This is a genomic window from Streptomyces sp. DH10, assembly GCF_029813805.1.
GTDB lineage: Bacteria > Actinomycetota > Actinomycetes > Streptomycetales > Streptomycetaceae > Streptomyces > Streptomyces coeruleofuscus.
Window position 1 is genome coordinate 16,755 of the sequence record NZ_JARVKU010000013.1, and the last position, 18,715, is coordinate 35,469.

Annotated in this window: 21 protein-coding genes; 15 read left to right on the forward strand and 6 right to left on the reverse strand. The window is 69.0% G+C overall.

All coding sequences use genetic code 11. The features are described 5' to 3' along the window. The first annotated feature begins 75 nt into the window (after positions 1 to 75). The 11 genes from QC385_RS25435 (at position 76) to QC385_RS25485 (ending at position 10,089) form a co-directional block, all read left to right on the forward strand. Positions 76 to 1,419 (forward strand): MraY family glycosyltransferase, encoded by a 1,344-nt coding sequence (locus QC385_RS25435; RefSeq protein WP_279543676.1) that lies wholly within the window; start codon positions 76 to 78, stop codon positions 1,417 to 1,419. A 297-nt stretch (positions 1,420 to 1,716) separates the two neighbouring features. Continuing rightward, a complete protein-coding gene (locus QC385_RS25440) occupies positions 1,717 to 2,154 on the forward strand; it encodes a hypothetical protein (RefSeq protein WP_279543677.1) in 438 nt (145 codons plus the stop codon). A 273-nt stretch (positions 2,155 to 2,427) separates the two neighbouring features. Then, a complete protein-coding gene (atpB, locus tag QC385_RS25445; protein WP_279543874.1) occupies positions 2,428 to 3,195 on the forward strand; it encodes a F0F1 ATP synthase subunit A in 768 nt (255 codons plus the stop codon). Positions 3,196 to 3,273: 78 nt separating this feature from the next. Then, positions 3,274 to 3,510 (forward strand): F0F1 ATP synthase subunit C, encoded by a 237-nt coding sequence (locus QC385_RS25450; RefSeq protein ID WP_279543678.1) that lies wholly within the window; start codon positions 3,274 to 3,276, stop codon positions 3,508 to 3,510. Positions 3,511 to 3,549: 39 nt separating this feature from the next. Then, positions 3,550 to 4,098, forward strand: coding sequence for a F0F1 ATP synthase subunit B (locus QC385_RS25455; RefSeq protein WP_059417214.1), 549 nt, complete (start codon positions 3,550 to 3,552; stop codon positions 4,096 to 4,098). Further along, on the forward strand, positions 4,095 to 4,910 hold the full coding sequence (locus QC385_RS25460; protein ID WP_279543679.1) for a F0F1 ATP synthase subunit delta: 816 nt from the start codon (positions 4,095 to 4,097) through the stop codon (positions 4,908 to 4,910). The genes QC385_RS25455 and QC385_RS25460 overlap by 4 nt, the downstream gene beginning before the upstream one ends. Before the next feature lie 126 nt (positions 4,911 to 5,036). Then, entirely contained in the window at positions 5,037 to 6,626 is a 1,590-nt protein-coding gene (atpA, locus tag QC385_RS25465) for a F0F1 ATP synthase subunit alpha (RefSeq protein ID WP_059417212.1), read from the forward strand. A 21-nt stretch (positions 6,627 to 6,647) separates the two neighbouring features. Next, positions 6,648 to 7,565, forward strand: coding sequence for a F0F1 ATP synthase subunit gamma (locus QC385_RS25470; protein WP_059417211.1), 918 nt, complete (start codon positions 6,648 to 6,650; stop codon positions 7,563 to 7,565). Then, positions 7,566 to 9,002 (forward strand): F0F1 ATP synthase subunit beta, encoded by a 1,437-nt coding sequence (gene atpD, locus QC385_RS25475; RefSeq protein ID WP_279543680.1) that lies wholly within the window; start codon positions 7,566 to 7,568, stop codon positions 9,000 to 9,002. Between the two features lie 132 nt (positions 9,003 to 9,134). Then, positions 9,135 to 9,512, forward strand: coding sequence for a F0F1 ATP synthase subunit epsilon (locus QC385_RS25480; RefSeq protein ID WP_053670581.1), 378 nt, complete (start codon positions 9,135 to 9,137; stop codon positions 9,510 to 9,512). Between the two features lie 130 nt (positions 9,513 to 9,642). Further along, a complete protein-coding gene (locus QC385_RS25485) occupies positions 9,643 to 10,089 on the forward strand; it encodes a DUF2550 domain-containing protein (RefSeq protein WP_279543681.1) in 447 nt (148 codons plus the stop codon). A 70-nt stretch (positions 10,090 to 10,159) separates the two neighbouring features. Here the strand turns inward: QC385_RS25485 and QC385_RS25490 are convergent, their stop codons facing one another. From QC385_RS25490 to QC385_RS25500, 3 genes are all read right to left on the reverse strand, one after another. Further along, a complete protein-coding gene (locus tag QC385_RS25490) occupies positions 10,160 to 11,983 on the reverse strand; it encodes a glycoside hydrolase family 18 chitinase (protein WP_279543682.1) in 1,824 nt (607 codons plus the stop codon). A 133-nt stretch (positions 11,984 to 12,116) separates the two neighbouring features. Beyond that, a complete protein-coding gene (locus tag QC385_RS25495; RefSeq protein ID WP_279543683.1) occupies positions 12,117 to 12,758 on the reverse strand; it encodes a response regulator transcription factor in 642 nt (213 codons plus the stop codon). Further along, a complete protein-coding gene (locus QC385_RS25500; protein WP_279543684.1) occupies positions 12,755 to 13,948 on the reverse strand; it encodes a sensor histidine kinase in 1,194 nt (397 codons plus the stop codon). Before QC385_RS25500 ends, QC385_RS25495 begins: the two co-directional genes overlap by 4 nt. Positions 13,949 to 14,100: 152 nt before the next feature. On the opposite strand from QC385_RS25500, the gene QC385_RS25505 reads away from it, so the two are divergent. Together QC385_RS25505 and QC385_RS25510 are read left to right on the forward strand one after the other, a co-directional pair. Further along, complete coding sequence (locus QC385_RS25505; protein WP_279543685.1) at positions 14,101 to 14,679, forward strand: hypothetical protein; 579 nt, start codon at positions 14,101 to 14,103, stop codon at positions 14,677 to 14,679. Then, positions 14,676 to 14,864 carry a DUF5708 family protein gene (locus tag QC385_RS25510; RefSeq protein WP_279543686.1) on the forward strand — a complete coding sequence of 63 codons (189 nt, stop codon included), beginning with the start codon at positions 14,676 to 14,678 and terminating at the stop codon, positions 14,862 to 14,864. Before QC385_RS25505 ends, QC385_RS25510 begins: the two co-directional genes overlap by 4 nt. Positions 14,865 to 14,879: 15 nt before the next feature. Here QC385_RS25510 and QC385_RS25515 read toward each other — a convergent pair whose 3' ends face one another. Genes QC385_RS25515 through QC385_RS25525 form a run of 3 tightly spaced genes read right to left on the reverse strand, consistent with a single transcriptional unit; the run spans position 14,880 to position 17,015 of the window. Beyond that, positions 14,880 to 15,452, reverse strand: a complete 573-nt coding sequence (locus QC385_RS25515; RefSeq protein WP_279543687.1) for a cob(I)yrinic acid a,c-diamide adenosyltransferase — start codon at positions 15,450 to 15,452, stop codon at positions 14,880 to 14,882. Positions 15,453 to 15,465: 13 nt separating this feature from the next. Beyond that, positions 15,466 to 16,215: an ABC transporter permease gene (locus tag QC385_RS25520; RefSeq protein WP_279543688.1), complete on the reverse strand. Its 750-nt coding sequence runs from the start codon at positions 16,213 to 16,215 to the stop codon at positions 15,466 to 15,468. Positions 16,216 to 16,232: 17 nt separating this feature from the next. After that, positions 16,233 to 17,015 carry an ABC transporter ATP-binding protein gene (locus QC385_RS25525; protein WP_279543689.1) on the reverse strand — a complete coding sequence of 261 codons (783 nt, stop codon included), beginning with the start codon at positions 17,013 to 17,015 and terminating at the stop codon, positions 16,233 to 16,235. A gap of 80 nt (positions 17,016 to 17,095) precedes the next feature. Between QC385_RS25525 and QC385_RS25530 the strand changes: the two genes are divergently transcribed. Both QC385_RS25530 and QC385_RS25535 read left to right on the forward strand, forming a co-directional pair. Continuing rightward, a complete protein-coding gene (locus QC385_RS25530; protein ID WP_279543690.1) occupies positions 17,096 to 17,737 on the forward strand; it encodes a TetR/AcrR family transcriptional regulator in 642 nt (213 codons plus the stop codon). Between the two features lie 126 nt (positions 17,738 to 17,863). Continuing rightward, a complete protein-coding gene (locus QC385_RS25535) occupies positions 17,864 to 18,712 on the forward strand; it encodes a 3-hydroxybutyryl-CoA dehydrogenase (protein WP_086852600.1) in 849 nt (282 codons plus the stop codon). Positions 18,713 to 18,715: the final 3 nt, after the last annotated feature.

Consider the following 18,715-nt stretch of genomic DNA (forward strand, 5'->3'; position numbering starts at 1 on the left):
CGGAAGTCCCCACTCATATGCGCGCATCGCTAGGGTGTGGGGCTGTGATGGCCAGCGAGACCTGTGGGGAAGCCCGTGCGTGAATACCTGCTGACGCTCTGCATCACGGCCGCGGTGACGTATCTGCTGACAGGGCCGGTACGGAAGTTCGCGATCGTGGCCGGGGCGATGCCGGAGATCCGGGCACGTGACGTGCACCGGGAGCCCACTCCGCGGCTCGGCGGGATCGCGATGTTCTTCGGCCTGTGCGCGGGCCTGCTGGTCGCCGACCACCTGACCAACCTCAGCCAGGTCTTCGAGACGTCGAACGAACCCCGGGCGCTGCTGTCCGGGGCGGCGGTGATCTGGCTGATCGGGGTGCTGGACGACAAGTTCGAGATCGACGCCCTGATCAAGCTGGGCGGCCAGATGATCGCCGCGGGCGTCATGGTGGTGCAGGGTCTGACGATCCTGTGGCTGCCGATCCCGGGCATCGGTTCGGTCGCGCTGACCCAGTGGCAGGGCACCCTGCTGACGGTCGCGCTGGTCGTCATCACCATCAACGCGGTCAACTTCGTCGACGGCCTGGACGGTCTCGCGGCCGGCATGGTCTGCATCGCGGCCACCGCGTTCTTCCTGTACGCCTACCGGATCTGGTACTCGTACGGCATCGAGGCCGCCGCCCCCGCCACGCTCTTCTCGGCGATCCTGATGGGCATGTGCCTGGGCTTCCTGCCGCACAACATGCACCCGGCGCGGATCTTCATGGGTGACTCGGGCTCGATGCTGATCGGCCTGGTCCTGGCCGCCGGCGCGATCTCCGTCACGGGGCAGGTCGACCCGGACGCGCTCAACCTGTACGTCGGGTCGGAGAAGGAGGCCGTGCACCAGACGGTCCCCGTCTACATCCCGCTGCTGCTGCCGCTGACGATCATCGCGGTCCCGGCCGCCGACCTGATCCTGGCGATCGTGCGCCGCACCTGGCGCGGCCAGTCGCCGTTCGCGGCCGACCGCGGCCACCTGCACCACCGCCTGCTGGAGATCGGCCACTCGCACAGCCGCGCGGTGCTCATCATGTACTTCTGGTCGGCCCTGATCGCCTTCGGGGCGCTGGCCTACTCGGTCAACTCGGCGTCCATGTGGATCGTGCTCGGCATCGTCTTCCTCAGCGCGATCGGCCTGGCCCTGCTCCTGCTGCCGCGCTTCACGCCGCGCACCCCGCGCTGGATGGAGCGCTTCGTGCCGCCGCGCTACCGCCGCCGCGGCATCCCGGCCCTGGCACCCGAGGCCTCGACACCGGCCTCCGCCACGGACCAGCCGTCCTCGCTCGCGCCCGGAAACCGCACCCCGGTCGTGTCCGGCGTCTCAGGAGGCAACGGAGCGACCGCCCTCGGCGCCCGCTCGCGTCCGGCGGACCGGCGCAAAGCCGGGACAAGGTAAGAATCTGACTAGAGCATTGCCAAGTCGTGGGGTGTGATGGGGGTTCGAAGCACCCCAATACCAGACATGTCGGCGGTGTTCTCGCTCAGACGCGCACATTCACTCTCATGTGTGACCGTGCGCACACCTTCAGGTAAAGACTGCATCAAATAGTTTGTGATACGGTTCACGAGAACCCCCCGGATAGAGCCGAAGGACCGCAGTGCGACGGTCCATTGGTGTGAGGTCTCCACTCAGCCCGGGACTACGCTCGTCCATGACGACACCCCTGCCCCCTGCGAAAGCGGAGTTGCCGCCATGCCGTCCAATGACGCCCGGAACCTTCTGCAGTGCGCTGTGCCCACAGCGGCTGCCGGTGTGGTCGTGGTCGCCGTCAGCGGTGTGGTGGCCGGAGGCAAGGGAGCCATCGGGGCCGCCGTCGGTACGGTGCTGGCCATCCTCTTCATGGGGGTCGGCCTGTTCGTTCTCCAGTGGACGGCAAAAACGCTCCCGCAGTTGTTCCAGGCCATGGGGCTGATGCTCTATGTCGCCCAGCTGCTGCTTCTCCTGATCTTCGTCGCCCTCTTCAAGGACACCTCTCTCTTCAACGCGAAGGCGTTCGCCCTCGGGCTCGTCATCGCGACGGTCGTGTGGATGGCCGCGCAGGCTCGTGCGCACATGAAGGCCAAGATCTTCTACATCGATCCGGACTCCGGGAAGAGTGAGAAGCCCGAGAAGACCGGGTCGTCGTCGTGACGAGTAGGGGCGCGATAAAGAGCACTGGGAACTCCTGCTATCGTCCGGTGCCAACTGCGGCATCGCGGGCGCGGGCATCTGAGCTGACGCCTGCTCGAACGCGAGGCTCGATGCCCCTCAGCCGCCCTCACATCCGTAACACCAGTCCGGTGCCGATCCGCGGCTGCGCGCCGCGCCGACACAACGAGGTTGCCGTACCTATGCGTCACGCCGAAGGAGCCCGTGGTGAGTGCTGACCAGACCCAGCTCGCCTTTGACTGGAGCTGTCGGATCATGTCCGACGGGTGTGGTTTTCCGGCACCGGGCCTGCACTCGTTCCTCTTCAAGCCGATCGCCACGGTTGGAGGGTTCGAGTTCAACAAGGTGATGCTGCTTGCGATCATCACCACCATCCTCGTCATCGGCTTCTTCTATGCGGCCTTCGGCAAGGCGAAGGTGGTGCCCGGCAAGCTCCAGATGGTCGGTGAGGCCGGATACGACTTCGTCCGCCGCGGCATCGTCTACGAGACCCTCGGAAAGAAGGAGGGCGAGAAGTACGTCCCCTTGATGGTCTCGCTGTTCTTCTTCATCTGGATCATGAACATCTGGTCCGTGATCCCGCTGGCGCAGTTCCCGGTGTCGTCGGTCATCGCGTTCCCGGTAGCGCTGGCCGCCATCGTCTACATCCTCTGGGTCTCGCTGACCTTCAAGCGGCACGGCTTCGTCGGGTTCTTCAAGAACGTCACCGGCTACGACAAGTCGCTCGGCCCGGTGCTGCCGCTCGTGATGGTCATCGAGTTCTTCTCGAACCTGCTCGTCCGGCCTTTCACGCACGCCGTGCGACTGTTCGCGAACATGTTCGCCGGTCACCTGATGCTGGTCATGTTCACCGTCGCCTCGTGGTACCTGCTGAACAGCTGGATGATCCCGGCGGCCGGTGTCTCCTTCGTCATGACCATCGCCATGATCGGCTTCGAGCTTTTCGTGCAGGCCGTCCAGGCGTACGTCTTCGTACTCCTCGCCTGCACGTACATCCAGGGCGCTCTGGCCGAGCACCACTGAGCCCCTCCCGCCCCGCAAGTCCCAAGAACGTCCGGTGGCCAACCCCCGCCGGTCCGTGAAAGAGAAGGAAGATTCAGCATGGCTGCCACTGAGACCCTCGCCGCTGTCTCCGGTTCGCTCGGCTCCATCGGCTACGGCCTCTCCGCCATCGGCCCCGGCATCGGCGTCGGCATCATCTTCGGTAACGGCACCCAGGCCCTCGCCCGTCAGCCCGAGGCGGCCGGTCTGATCCGCGCCAACCAGATCCTGGGCTTCGCGTTCTGTGAGGCGCTCGCCCTCATCGGCATCGTTATGCCGTTCGTGTTCGGTCGGTAAGTCCCTACTCACCGACACGTTTCGACGAAAGGCACTGATGTGATCGCCAACCTGGTACAGCTGGCGGCCGAGGAGGAGCAGAACCCGCTCCTCCCGCCCGGCCCCGAGCTGCTCGTCGGCACCATCGCCTTCGCCATCGTGTTCTTCTTCTTCTGGAAGAAGCTGCTTCCGAACATCAACAAGGTTCTGGAGGAGCGCCGCGCGGCGATCGAAGGCGGTATCGAAGAGGCCGAGACCATGAAGGTCGAGGCCCAGAGCGTCCTTGAGCAGTACAAGGCACAGCTCGCCGAGGCCCGGCACGAGGCCGCGCGCCTGCGCCAGGAGGCGCAGGAGCAGGGTGCCGCCCTCATCGCCGAGATGCGGGCCGAGGGCCAGCGGCAGCGCGAGGAGATCGTCGCCGCCGGTCACGCCCAGATCGAGGCCGACCGCAAGGCCGCGTCGTCCGCGCTGCGTCAGGACGTCGGCAAGCTCGCCACCGACCTGGCCGGCAAGCTCGTCGGCGAGTCCCTCGAGGACCACGCCCGTCAGAGCCGCGTGATCGACCGGTTCCTCGACGACCTCGAGGAGAAGGCCGAGGCCGGCCGATGAACGGAGCGAGCCGCGAGGCCCTGGCAGCCGCACGAGAGCGTCTCGACGCGCTCACGGACTCCACGTCCGTGGACGCCGGCTCGCTCGCCGACGAGCTGGCCGCCGTCACCGCGCTGCTCGACCGCGAGGTGTCGCTGCGTCGGGTCCTCACCGACCCGGCGCAGGCCGGTGAGTCCAAGGCCGAACTGGCCCAGCGCCTGCTCGGCACCCAGGTCAGCGGCCCGGCCGCCGACCTGGTCGCCGGAATGGTGCGCTCCCGCTGGTCGCAGTCGCGCGACCTGGTGGACGCGCTGGAGGAGCTGGCCGACACCGCCGACCTCACCGCCGCGCAGAAGGCGGGCAAGCTCGACGACGTCGAGGACGAGCTGTTCCGCTTCGGGCGGATCGTCTCCGGCAACACCGAGCTGCGTGCCGCGCTGACCGACCGCAGGGCCACCACCTCGGCCAAGGGCGAGCTGCTGCGCGGCCTGCTCGGCGGCAGGGCGCAGGCGGCCACCGAGCGTCTGGTCACGCGCCTTGTGACCGCGCCGCGGGGACGTAGCCTGGAGTCGGGACTGGAGTCCCTGTCCAAGCTCGCCGCCGAGCGGCGGGACCGCATGGTGGCCATCGTCACCTCGGCGGTACCGCTGAGCGACCCGCAGAAGCAGCGCCTGGGCGCCGCCCTCGCGAAGCTCTACGGCCGCAAGATGCACCTCAACCTGGACGTGGACCCCGAGGTCCTCGGCGGAATCAGGGTGCAGGTCGGTGACGAGGTCATCAACGGCTCCCTCGCGGACCGCATCGAGGACGCCGGCCGTCGGCTCGCCGGCTGAGCAGCAACTCAATAGGCATTACGTACTTACGACGGCCCTGGTTGGGCCGTGCAGAAGAATCCTGGGGGTCGCCCCCAGACCCCCAAAGTGAAACTTCGGGCCCAACAAGGAGAGCAGGGAACCCAGATGGCGGAGCTCACGATCCGGCCGGAGGAGATCCGGGACGCGCTGGAGAACTTCGTCCAGGCGTACAAGCCGGACGCGGCCTCGCGCGAGGAGGTCGGTACGGTCACCTTCGCCGGCGACGGTATCGCGAAGGTCGAGGGTCTGCCCTCGGTCATGGCCAACGAGCTGCTGAAGTTCGAGGACGGCAGCCTCGGTCTCGCCCTCAACCTCGAGGAGCGCGAGATCGGCTGCGTCGTCCTCGGCGAGTTCAGCGGTATCGAGGAGGGTCAGCCGGTCTCCCGTACCGGTGAGGTTCTCTCCGTTGCGGTGGGCGAGGGCTACCTCGGCCGCGTGGTGGACCCCCTCGGCAACCCGATCGACGGCCTCGGCGAGATCGAGACCGACAGCCGTCGCGCCCTGGAGCTGCAGGCTCCGGGCGTCATGGTCCGTAAGTCGGTGCACGAGCCGATGGAGACGGGCTACAAGGCCGTCGACACGATGACCCCGATCGGCCGTGGCCAGCGCCAGCTGATCATCGGTGACCGCCAGACCGGCAAGACCGCCCTGGCCGTCGACACCATCATCAACCAGCGCGACAACTGGCGCACCGGCGACCCGAACAAGCAGGTCCGCTGCATCTACGTCGCCATCGGCCAGAAGGGCTCCACCATCGCCGGCGTGCGCGGCGCTCTGGAGGAGGCCGGCGCGCTGGAGTACACGACCATCGTCGCCGCCCCGGCGTCCGACCCGGCCGGCTTCAAGTACCTGGCGCCCTACACCGGTTCGGCCATCGGCCAGCACTGGATGTACCAGGGCAAGCACGTCCTGATCATCTTCGACGACCTGTCGAAGCAGGCCGACGCCTACCGCGCCGTGTCGCTGCTGCTGCGCCGCCCGCCGGGCCGTGAGGCCTACCCGGGTGACGTCTTCTACCTGCACTCCCGTCTGCTGGAGCGCTGCGCGAAGCTCTCCGACGAGATGGGTGCCGGCTCGATGACCGGTCTGCCGATCGTCGAGACGAAGGCCAACGACGTCTCGGCGTTCATCCCGACCAACGTCATCTCCATCACCGACGGCCAGTGCTTCCTGGAGTCGGACCTGTTCAACGCCGGTCAGCGCCCCGCGCTGAACGTCGGTATCTCGGTCTCCCGAGTCGGTGGTTCCGCCCAGCACAAGGCGATCCGCCAGGTCTCCGGCCGTCTGCGTGTGGACCTCGCCCAGTTCCGTGAGCTGGAGGCGTTCGCCGCCTTCGGTTCCGACCTGGACGCCGCGTCCAAGGCGCAGCTGGAGCGTGGTCAGCGCATGGTCGAGCTGCTGAAGCAGCCGCAGTACCAGCCGATGGCCACCGAGGACCAGGTCGTCTCCATCTGGGCCGGCACCACCGGCAAGATGGACGAGGTTCCGGTCGCCGACATCCGCCGCTTCGAGAAGGAGCTGCTGGAGTACCTGCACCGCAAGGAGCAGGGTCTGCTGACCTCCATCCGCGAGGGCGGGAAGATGTCGGACGACACGCTCCAGGCCATGGCCGACGCCATCGCGGAGTTCAAGAAGCAGTTCGAGACCTCCGACGGCAAGCTGCTCGGCGAGGACGCCCCGGCTGCCGGCAAGTGACGTAAGGAAGGGACCTGACTCATGGGAGCCCAGCTCCGGGTCTACAAGCGTCGCATCCGTTCCGTCACCGCGACCAAGAAGATCACGAAGGCGATGGAGATGATCGCCGCCTCGCGCGTCGTCAAGGCGCAGCGCAAGGTGGCGGCGTCCACGCCGTACGCGACCGAGCTCACCCGGGCGGTCGCGGCGGTCGCCACCGGATCGAACACCAAGCACCCGCTGACGACGGAGCCGGAGAACCCGACCCGCGCCGCGGTCCTGCTCCTCACGAGCGACCGCGGCCTGGCCGGCGCCTTCAACTCCAACGCCATCAAGGCCGCGGAGCGGCTCACGGCGAAGCTCGAAGGTGAGGGCAAGGAGGTCGTCAGCTACATCGTCGGCCGCCGTGGTCTCGCCCACTACAACTTCCGCGAACGCAAGGTCGCGGAGTCGTTCACGGGCTTCACCGACGAGCCGTCGTACGCGGACGCCAAGAAGGTCGCGGCCCCGCTGATCGAGGCCATCGAGACGGAGACGGCGGAAGGCGGCGTGGACGAGCTCCACATCGTCTACACCGAGTTCGTGTCGATGATGACGCAGACGGCCATCGAGGCCCGGCTGCTGCCGCTCAGCCTCGACGAGGTCGCGCAGGAGGCCAAGCCCAAGGGCGAGATCCTCCCGCTGTTCGACTTCGAGCCCTCGGCGGAGGACGTCCTGGACGCCCTGCTGCCGCGCTACGTGGAGAGCCGGATCTACAACGCGCTGCTCCAGTCGGCCGCCTCCAAGCACGCCGCCACGCGGCGCGCGATGAAGTCGGCCACCGACAACGCCGGAGAGCTCATCGAGACGCTCACCCGGCTTGCCAACCAGGCCCGCCAGGCCGAAATCACCCAGGAAATCAGCGAGATCGTCGGTGGCGCCAGTGCCCTGGCCGACGCGACCGCGGGGAGTGACCGATAAATGACCACCACTGTTGAGACCGCGACGGCTACGGGCCGCGTCGCCCGGGTCATCGGCCCGGTCGTCGACGTGGAGTTCCCCGTCGACGCGATGCCCGAGATCTACAACGCCCTGCACGTCGAGGTCTCCGACCCGGCGCTCGCGGGCGAGAAGAAGACGCTGACCCTGGAGGTCGCCCAGCACCTGGGTGACGGCCTGGTCCGCGCGATCTCCATGCAGCCCACCGACGGCCTGGTCCGCCAGGCTCCCGTCGTCGACACCGGCGCGGGCATCTCCGTCCCGGTCGGCGACTTCACCAAGGGCAAGGTGTTCAACACCCTCGGTGAGGTGCTGAACAGCGACGAGGCCTACGAGGGCGAGCGCTGGTCCATCCACCGCAAGGCCCCCGCGTTCGACCAGCTCGAGTCGAAGACCGAGATGTTCGAGACGGGCCTGAAGGTCGTCGACCTTCTCACCCCGTACGTCAAGGGCGGCAAGATCGGTCTGTTCGGTGGTGCCGGTGTCGGCAAGACCGTGCTGATCCAGGAAATGATCATGCGTGTCGCCAACCTCCACGAGGGCGTCTCCGTCTTCGCGGGCGTCGGCGAGCGCACCCGTGAGGGCAACGACCTCATCGCGGAGATGGAAGAGTCCGGCGTTCTGGACAAGACCGCCCTGGTCTTCGGCCAGATGGACGAGCCCCCGGGCACCCGTCTGCGCGTGGCCCTGGCCGGCCTGACGATGGCGGAGTACTTCCGTGACGTCCAGAAGCAGGACGTGCTGTTCTTCATCGACAACATCTTCCGCTTCACCCAGGCCGGTTCCGAGGTGTCGACCCTGCTCGGCCGTATGCCCTCCGCGGTGGGCTACCAGCCGAACCTGGCCGACGAGATGGGCGTCCTCCAGGAGCGCATCACCTCGACCCGTGGTCACTCGATCACCTCGATGCAGGCGATCTACGTCCCCGCGGACGACCTGACCGACCCGGCCCCGGCCACCACCTTCGCCCACCTCGACGCGACGACGGTTCTGTCCCGTCCGATCTCCGAGAAGGGCATCTACCCGGCCGTGGACCCGCTGGACTCCACGTCCCGGATCCTCGACCCGCGGTACATCTCGGCGGACCACTACAACGCCGCGATGCGCGTGAAGAACATCCTGCAGAAGTACAAGGACCTGCAGGACATCATCGCGATCCTCGGTATCGACGAGCTCGGCGAGGAGGACAAGCTCGTCGTCCACCGTGCCCGTCGCGTGGAGCGCTTCCTGTCCCAGAACACCCACGCCGCCAAGCAGTTCACCGGCGTGGACGGTTCGGACGTGCCGCTGGACGAGTCGATCGCCGCGTTCAACGCGATCTGCGACGGCGAGTACGACCACTTCCCGGAGCAGGCGTTCTTCATGTGCGGTGGTCTCGAGGACCTGAAGAAGAACGCGAAGGAGCTGGGCGTCTCCTGAGCCTCGCGCTCGACACATGAGCCTCGTGCTCATCACGGAGGGGGCGGGCGCGTCCCGCCCCCTCCGTCACGCCCACTAGACTTGTAACCAACACCCGGCACTCCCGCCGGGTGGTGACCCGAGGAGCCACCCTTGGCTGCTGAGCTGCACGTCGCGCTGGTCGCGGCCGACCGTGAGGTCTGGTCCGGCCAGGCCACCCTGGTCGTCGCGCGCACCACGTCCGGCGACATCGGCGTCATGCCCGGTCACCAGCCGCTGCTCGGTGTGCTGGAGTCGGGCCCGGTGACCATCCGTACGAGTGATGGCGGGACGGTCGTCGCCGCGGTCCACGGCGGTTTCATCTCGTTCGCGGACGACAAGCTGTCGCTGCTGGCCGAAGTCGCGGAGCTGTCGGACGAGATCGATGTCCAGCGCGCGGAGCAGGAGCTCGAGCGTGCGAAGGCGGAGGACGACGCGGAGGCCCAGCGCCGCGCGGACGTCCGTCTGCGTGCGGCCACGGCGGCGCGCTGAACCCGCCCGCCGTGTGATGACGTCACTCAGCCGCGGCTGGGTACCGGAGAGATCCGGACCCAGCCGCGGCTGAGGTGGATGTGGGTGTTTTTTACGTTCCGTTACCTAGGAGACGAGGAGGTCGGTGTCGATGGTCCTCGCTCTGACTGTGTGCGGAATTGTCGTGGCTCTCGTCGTGGTGGGACTGTTCGTCTTCGGTCTGCGCCGCCGGCTCATCCAGCGCTCGGGCGGCACCTTCGACGCCAGCCTGCGCTGGGACACCCCGGAGCAGAGCGACGTGGGCGGCAAGGGCTGGGCCTACGGGGTGGCCCGGTACAACGGTGACCGCGTCGAGTGGTTCCGTGTCTTCTCGTACTCCCCGCGCCCCCGCCGGATCCTGGAGCGGTCCGCGATCGAGGTGGCCGGCCGCCGGGTCCCGGAGGGCGAGGAGGAGCTGGCGCTCCTCTCCGACCACGTGATCCTCGCCTGTCTGCACCGGGGGACCCGGCTCGAGCTCGCCATGAGCGAGGACGCGCTGACCGGTTTCCTCGCGTGGCTCGAGGCGGCCCCGCCCGGACAGCGAGTGAATGTGGCGTAGCCACATTCACTCGCTGGGTGGGGGCCCCGGACGAAGTCTGGGGGAGCGTGAACGTCGCCCAGGTCGTCCGTCAGTCGAGCCCGTTGTCGATGGCGGTCACCAGCTCACCGTTGCCGGTGTCGCCGCTGAACTCCCAGAAGAAGGCGCCGCCCAGGCCCTGGTTCTCGGCCCAGGTCATCTTCCCGGCGATCGTCGCGGGAGTGTCGTACGACCACCAGTTGCTGCCGCAGTGCGCGTACGCGGTGCCCGCTATGGTGCCGGTGGCCGGGCAGGCGTTCTTGAGGACCTTGTAGTCCTCGATGCCGGCCTCGTACGTACCGGGAGCCGCGCCGGTCGCCGTGCCGCCGGGGGCGGACTGGGTGACGCCGGTCCAGCCGCGGCCGTAGAAGCCGATGCCGAGCAGGAGCTTGGCGGACGGGACGCCCTTCGCCTTCAGCTTGGCGATGGCGTCGGCCGAGTTGAAGCCCGCCTGCGGGATGCCGGGGTATGAGGTGAGCGGGGAGTGCGGGGCGGTCGGGCCGTCCTTGTCGAAGGCGCCGAAGTAGTCGTACGTCATCACGTTGTACCAGTCGAGGTGCTGCGCGGCGCCGCCGTAGTCGGCCGCGTCGATCTTGCCGCCGGAGGAGCCGTCGGCGGTGATGGCAGCGGTGACCAGGTAGTCCGGGCCGAACTCGGCACGCAGTGCCCGGGAGAGGTTCCTGAACGCCGCCGGACCTGAGGTGTCGCAGGTCAGGCCGCAGGCGTTCGGGTACTCCCAGTCGATGTCGATGCCGTCGAAGACGTCGGCCCAGCGCGGGTCCTCCACCACGGCCTTGCAGGACTTGGCGAAGGCGGCCGCGTTCTGCGCCGCCTGGCCGAAGCCGCCGGAGTAGGTCCAGCCGCCGAACGAGTACAGCACCTTGATGTGCGGGTACTTGGCCTTGAGCTGGCGGAGCTGGTTGAAGTTGCCGCGCAGCGGCTGGTCCCAGGTGTCGGCGGTGCCGCTGACGGACTGGTCGGCGGTGTAGGCCTTGTCGTAGGCGGCGTAGGTGTCGTCGACCGTGCACTGGCCGTTCTTGACGTTGCCGAAGGCGTAGTTGATGTGCGTGATCTTCGACGCCGAGCCCGAGGTCACCAGGTTCTTGACGTGGTAGTTGCGGCCGTAGACGCCCCACTCGGTGAAGTAGCCGAGCTTGATCTTGTCGCCGGTGGGCGGCTCGGTGGTGCCGCCGGTGGTGCGGACCTTCACCGCGCCGCTGACCGGGCCGGTCTGGTCGGCGGTGTCGCGGGCCCGGACCGAGTAGGAGTAGTCGGTGCCCTTGGTCAGGCCGGTGTCGGTGTACGACGTGGTCGTCACCGTGGCGACCTTGGTGCCGTCGCGCAGGACGTCGTAGTTCTTGACGCCCTTGTCGTCGGTGGCGGCGGACCAGGTCAGCTTCACCGAGGTGTCGGTGATGCCGGAGGCGGTGGGAGTGCCGGGGGCGCTCGGAGCGCTGTCGCCGGGTTCGGTGGTGCCGCCGTCGCAGCTGCCGCCGTTGAGCTCGCAGTTCGCGGGGGAGCCGGAGCCGGTGCCGTTGAAGCCGAAGGAGACGGAGGCGCCGGGGGCGAGGGTGCCGTTCCAGGACTTGTTCTTCGCGGTCCAGTGGGTGCCGGAGGAGGTGACGTCGGCGTCCCAGGCGGAGGTGACGGACGTGCCGGAGGGGAAGTCCCATTCGACGGTCCAGGAGCTGAGGGTCGTGGTGCCGGTGTTCTTCACCGTCCACTTGCCTTCGAAGCCGGAGCCCCAGTCCTGTGTCTTGGTGTAGCTCGCGGTGGCGGATGTCGCGGCCTGGGCCGGGCTCGCGAGGCCGACGAGACCGGCCAGCGGGAGCAACAGGGTCGCGAACCCTGCCGCGGCTCTGTGTCTGAAGCGCATGCTGCGCCTCCTCGATGGAGTTGTGGGGGCGTGACTGAGCCTCACGCCCACTCATGGTGCGGTGAGAATAGAAAGGTCTGGACCACCGGTCAATAGGTCTGGACCACGATGGCCGTAGTGATCTGCGGCCGGATCAGATCCCCAACTCCTGCGCCAGAACGGCCGCTTGCACCCGGCTGCGCAGCTCCAGCTTCCCCAGCAGGCGGCTGACGTGCGTCTTCACGGTCGCCTCGGCCATGTCGAGCCGCTCGGCGATGCCCGCGTTGGGCAGGCCTTCGCCCAGGCAGGACAGCACCTCGCGCTCACGCCGGGTCAGCCGGTCGAGGACTGCCGGGTCGGCCGCCGGCTCCCGTGCCGGTTTCGCGGCGAACTCCGCGATCAGCCGCCGGGTGACCGCCGGGGCGATCAGTCCCTCCCCGCGTGCGACCGTCCGGACGGCCTCCAGCAGGTCCTTCGCCTCGGTGTTCTTCAGCAGGAAGCCGGACGCGCCCGCCCGCAGCGCCCCGAAGACGTACTCGTCGAGGTCGAAGGTGGTCAGCACCAGCACGTCGGCGAGCCGTTCACCGACGACCTGCCGGGTCGCCGACACCCCGTCCAGGCGCGGCATCTGAATGTCCATCAACACCAGGTCGGGCCGCAGCTCGCGGGCCAGTGCCACCGCCTGTTCGCCGTCCGCCGCCTCGCCGACCACCTCGATGTCGGGCGCGCTGCGCAGGATGAGGACCAGGCCCGCGCGGACGGCGGACTGGTCCTCGGCGACCAGGACACGGATCATGCGGTGTCTCCTTCGGGGGTGTCGGGTACGGGGAGGGTGGCGCGTACGGCCCAGACCTTGCCGCCGGGTGAGTCCTCGGGGCCGGCTTCGAACGTGCCGTCCAGCAGGGCGGCGCGCTCGCGCATGCCGATGAGCCCCGCGCCCGAGCCGGGGGCACCCGGCTGGTCCCGGTCACCGTACGGGCTGGTCACCGAGACGGTCAGCCCGCCGTCCTGCCGGGCGAGGGCGACGGCGACCCGGCCGGGTCCGGCGTGCTTGAGGGCGTTGGTGAGGGACTCCTGCACGATGCGGTAGGCGGCGAGTTCGACGGGCGCGGGAACCGACCCGTGGGCGGCGTCGAGGGTGATGTCGAGGCCGTTGGCGCGCGCGTTGTCGACCAGGGGACCGAGCCCGTCGAGCGTGGGGGCGGCGACCGGCTCGGTGTCGCCGCTGGAGTCCCGGAGGATCCCGATGAGCCGCCGCATCTCCGCGAGCCCCTCCACGCTGTTCTCGCGGATGACCCTCAGTGCCTCCTGGGAGGTCTTCGGGTCCTGGAGGGAGAGGGCGGCGGTGGAGTGGATGGCGATCGCGGACAGGTGGTTGGCGACCATGTCGTGCAGTTCGCGGGCCATCCGGGCGCGCTCGGCGGTGACCGCCTGGGTGCGGTCCATCTCGGCGAGCAGCGCGGTCTGCTCGGCGCGCAGCCGGGCCGCCTCGGCGGCGTCGCGGTGGTTCCGGACGATCAGGCCGGTGGAGGCGGGAGCGAAGGCCACGAGCCCCGTGACCACACCGACCAGCAGTGCCTCGGGCTCGCGCCACAGGGCGAACGGCACCACGGCCCCGGCCAGCGAGAGCAGCCCGGTGATCCGCGGGATGCGGTGGGCCGAGGCGGGCGGGCCGTACAGGACGGCCGCGTACATGAGGTCGGTGTACATCAGGATCGTGACCAGGTTGCCCTGGGTGACGGTGTCCAGGACGAGCGCGGCCGTGCCGGTCAGCAGGGCCGCGCGCGGGGCGGTCCGGCGCAGCAGCTCGCAGCCGGCCATGACGAGCAGCGGCAGCAGGACCGGCCAGCGGCCCGGCAGCAGCACGTACGCCTCGGTGTGCGGACGGGTGGCCAGACCGACGCCCCACAGCAGCAGCCCGCCGAGCAGGCCGCCGAGCCCGACGTAGACGTCGAAACGGCGTGGGCGGGGGAGTCGTACGGCCATGCCACCATCCAACACGGCTGTCCCGCCGTGCGCGTGGACCCCGCGGAGGGTCCGTCGCTGCATCTTTCGATGTACCGCGGGTTCGTCAGTCGCGACGACGATTCCGGCCGCGCCGACCGGGAGCCTTGAAGGGTGACCGAGAGGAGCGAACCGTGATCGTCGCCTTGATCGCCGCCTGTGAGATCGGCTTCTGGGTGCTGCTGGCGGCCGGACTGGCCTTCCGCTACCTGCTGCGCATGCCGCGTACGGGACTGGCGCTGCTGCTGTGCGAGCCGCTGCTGGAGGTCGTCCTGCTGGTCGCCACCGCGCTGGACCTGAAGAACGGTGCCGAGCCGAACTGGACGCACGGACTGGCCGCCCTGTACATCGGCTACACCGTGGGGCACGGTCACCGCACCGTGAAGTGGCTCGACGGCCACGCGGCCCACCGCTTCGGCGGTGCCCCGCCGCCGCGGCGGCCCCCGCGCTACGGCATGGCACGGGCCCGTCACGAGGGCAAGGTCTGGACGGGCACGCTGGTGGGCGCGGCCGTCGCGACCGTGCTGCTCCAGGTCGCCATCTGGTACGTCGACGACCCGAGCCGCGTCACCTCCCTGGAGAGCTGGCGCTACGCGGCCTGGCGCGCGGCCGGCATCCACGGCCTGGTCGCCCTGAGCTACTGGATCTGGCCGCGGAAGCCTGCGGCGGGGGAGTCCGAGGTGACGTTGGAGAAGGAGAGGGTGCACCGATGAGCAAGGCGCGCGGAAACCTGGTGGAAGGTGCCGTCACCTTCGTGATCGGCCTGGGGCTGTGGCTGTTCGCCGGCGATGTGCAGATCCCCGTCTTCACCCTCACGAAAGTCGGCATCGTGATGATGTGCGTCGGCGGCGTGCTCGTCGCCGCCGGGCTGTTGCAGGGGGCGCGGCGCCGGACCTGAGCGCGGCCCCGAAGGTCAGCGCTCCCCGCCCGGCACCCACAGCACGTCCCCGACCTCCTTGTTCGCCGTCCTCGCGAGGATGAACAGGAGGTCGGAGAGGCGGTTGAGGTAGGTGGCCGTCAGGGGGTTCATGACCTCGCCGTGCACCTCCAGGGCCGCCCAGGTCGAGCGTTCCGCCCGGCGCACGACCGTGCACGCCTGGTGGAGGAGGGCCGCGCCGGGGGTGCCGCCGGGGAGGATGAAGGAGCGGAGCTTCTCCAGGCCCTCCAGGAAGTGGTCGCAGTCCGCCTCCAGCTTGTCGACGTAGGACTGCTCGACCCGCAGGGGCGGGAACTCCGGGTTCTCCACCACCGGCGTCGACAGGTCCGCGCCCACGTCGAACAGGTCGTTCTGCACGCGGGTGAGGACCTTGACGACCTCCTCGTCCAGGCCGCCCAGCGCGATCGCCGTGCCGATCACCGCGTTCGCCTCGTTGGCGTCGGCGTACGCGGCGATCCGCAGGTCGGTCTTGGCGACCCGGCTCATGTCGCCGAGGGCGGTCGTGCCCTGGTCGCCGGTCCTGGTGTAGATGCGCGTCAGATTGACCATGTGGCCAGCGTAGTTAGGCTCCGGCCGTTCGGAACACGCGTGTGCCCACTGTCACGGACAGGACCGCGAAGCCGACGGCCACCAGGACGCCGTACAGCATGTGGGCCGTGGCGTAGGAGCCGACGTAGGCGTCCCGGACGGCGTCGACCAGATAGCGGAACGGCATGAGGTGGGAGAGGACGTCCAGCCAGGCCGGTCCCAGGGTCATCGGCAGCATCAGGCCCGACAGGAGCATGGACGGCATGGTGAGCGCGTTGATCGCCGGGCCGAAGGTCTGCGGGGTGCTCAGCTTCATGGCCAGCGCGTACGAGAGCGAGGCCAGCGAGAGCGAGAGCAGGGCGACGAAGGCGAACCCGATCAGCACGCCGGGCAGCGGGGCCCGCAGGCCCACCGCCATCGCCGCCAGGACCAGCAGCACGGCCTGGAAGACGAACACCGTGGCGTCCCGCAGCACCCGGCCGAGCAGCAGGGCCAGCCGGCTGACGGGGGTGACACGCATGCGCTCGACCACCCCCTGGCCCTTCTCGAGAATGATCGAGAAGCCCGCGAACGACGCCCCGAACAGGCCGAGTTGCAGCAGCAGGCCGGGGACGAGCACCTGCCAGGAGCTGCCCTGCTCGCCGAGCGGCAGATCCGTCAGCAGGGGGCCGAAGAACAGCAGGTACAGCAGCGGCATCAGCACGCCGAACAGCAGCGCGAAACGGGAGCGCAGGGACTGGCGGAGATAGCGCCCGTAGACGAGCGCGGTGTCGTGCAACAGCATCGGGAGTCCTCTGCGTCCTAGACGGCGACGGGAGTCTGGTCGGCCGGCGCGGCACTGCGGCCGGTGATGGCGAGGAAGGTGTCCTGGAGCGAGGCGTCGAGGGAGCCGCCGTACCGGAGCTTCAGCGCGCTCGGGGTGCCCTCGGCGACGACCGTCCCGTGATCGACGACGACCAGCCGGTCGGAGAGGGCGTCGGCCTCGTCGAGGTAGTGCGTGGTCAGGAAGACGGTCGTGCCGTGCTCGTCGCGCAGCCGGCGCACCAGGTCCCACAGGTCGGCCCGGCTGCCCGGGTCGAGGCCGGTCGTCGGCTCGTCGAGGAACAGCACCTTCGGGCGGTGGGTCAGCGCCATCGCGATGTCCAGGCGGCGCCGCTGCCCGCCGGAGAGTGCGACGCACTTGCGGTCGAGCAGCTCGGTGAGGCCCAGGTCGCGGGCCAGCTCCTCGGCGCGCTCGGCGGCCCGTGTCTTGGTCAGCCGGTACAGACGCCCCTGCGTGACGAGCTCCTCCCGCACGCTGATCTGGGGGTCGACCCCGCCGGACTGCGCCACGTAGCCGCAGGCCCGCCGCACCCCGGCCGGGTCGGTCGCCAGGTCGCAGCCCGCCACCGTGGCGGCGCCGCCGGTCGGTTCCAGCAGGGTCGTCAGCATCCGCAGGGTGGTCGTCTTGCCGGCCCCGTTCGGGCCGAGGAAGCCGAGGATCTCGCCCTCTCGGACGGTCAGGTCGATGCCGCGCACGGCCCGGACCGGGCCGCGCTTGGTCTGGAAGGTACGCGCCAGGGCGGACGTACTGATGATTGCCATGCCCCACAGAAAAACAGAGGCTCTTAAATTTTGCAATCACTCCAACTTTTGTGAGTCACCAGGGAAGCTAGGATTCGGCCATGGCAGAGGGGCTCAGGGAGCGGAAGAAGCGCGAGACCAGGCAGCGCATCTCGGACATCGCCACCGGGCTGTTCCTGGAGCATGGGTTCGTGACCGTGACGATCGCGGACGTGGCGGAGGCGGCCGACGTCTCCGTGAACACCGTCTACAACTACTTCCCGGCCAAGGAGGACCTCTTCTTCGACCGCTCCCGGGGCGTCGTCGACCGGCTCTCCCGCTGGGTGCGCGGCCGGGACCCGGGGGAGTCGGCCGCCCGGGCGGTGCTGCGCGAGCTGCGCGCCGAGATCGAGGCCGTCTCGCCCCGGATGGGCCTCGTCGAGGGCTACGACCGTTTCATGCGCTGCATCGAGGAGGCGCCGCCGCTGCGCTCCCGGCTGTGGAGCATCCAGCAGGAGGTCCAGGACAACCTGGAGGCGACCCTCCGCGAGGAGACGGACGCCGGGGACGCCGACCCGCTGCCCAGGCTGATCGCCGGTCAGATCTGCTGGGTCCACGGCACGGCCTTCGTGGCGATCGGCCGTGAGATGGCCAAGGGGCGCAACCCGGACGAAGTGTCACGCGAGATGCTCGTCCTCCTCGACGACATCGAGGAGCTGTTGAGCGAGAAGGTGCTCAACTACGCCGTCCGGGGCGCGGGATGACCCCTGCCGGTGTGATGTCCGTCATGTGAGACGTGACGCGCATTACTTACTGGTCACACAGGCCCTCACGAACGCTAGTGTCCGCCGGAGAGGCAGACATAAACAGCGCGTCAGGGGAGTCGCACAGTGGCACGGAAGCTCGCCGTCATCGGAGCCGGCCTCATGGGATCCGGCATCGCCCAGGTCTCCGCACAGGCGGGCTGGGACGTCGTCCTGCGCGACGTCACCGACGAGGCGCTGAGGCGGGGCACCGACGGCATCAAGGCCTCGTACGACAAGTTCGTCGCCAAGGGCAAGCTGGAGGCGCACGACGCCGACGCCGCCCTCGCCCGCATCACCGCGACCACCGACCTGGACGCCGCGGCCGACGCGGACGTCGTCGTCGAGGCCGTGTTCGAGAAGCTCGAGGTCAAGCACGAGATCTTCCGCGCCCTCGACAAGCTCGTGAAGGACGAGGCCATCCTCGCCTCCAACACCTCCGCCATCCCGATCACCAAGATCGCGGCCGCGACGGAGCGCCCCGAGCGGGTCGTCGGCACGCACTTCTTCTCGCCGGTGCCGATGATGCAGCTGTGCGAACTCGTCCGCGGCTACAAGACCAGCGACGAAACCCTCGCCAAGGCCCGGGAGTTCGCCGAGTCGGTCGGCAAGACCTGCATCGTCGTCAACCGCGACGTCGCCGGCTTCGTGACGACCCGTCTCATCTGCGCCCTGGTCGTCGAGGCCGCGAAGCTCCAGGAGTCGGGCGTGGCGAGCGCCGAGGACATCGACCTGGCCTGCAAGCTGGGCTTCGGTCACGCCATGGGCCCGCTGGCGACGGCGGACCTGACGGGCGTCGACATCCTGCTGCACGCCACGAGCAACATCTACACCGAGTCCCAGGACGAGAAGTTCGCGCCGCCCGAGTCGATGCGCCGGATGGTTGACGCCGGTGACATCGGACGCAAGAGCGGGCAGGGCTTCTACAAGCACTGAAAC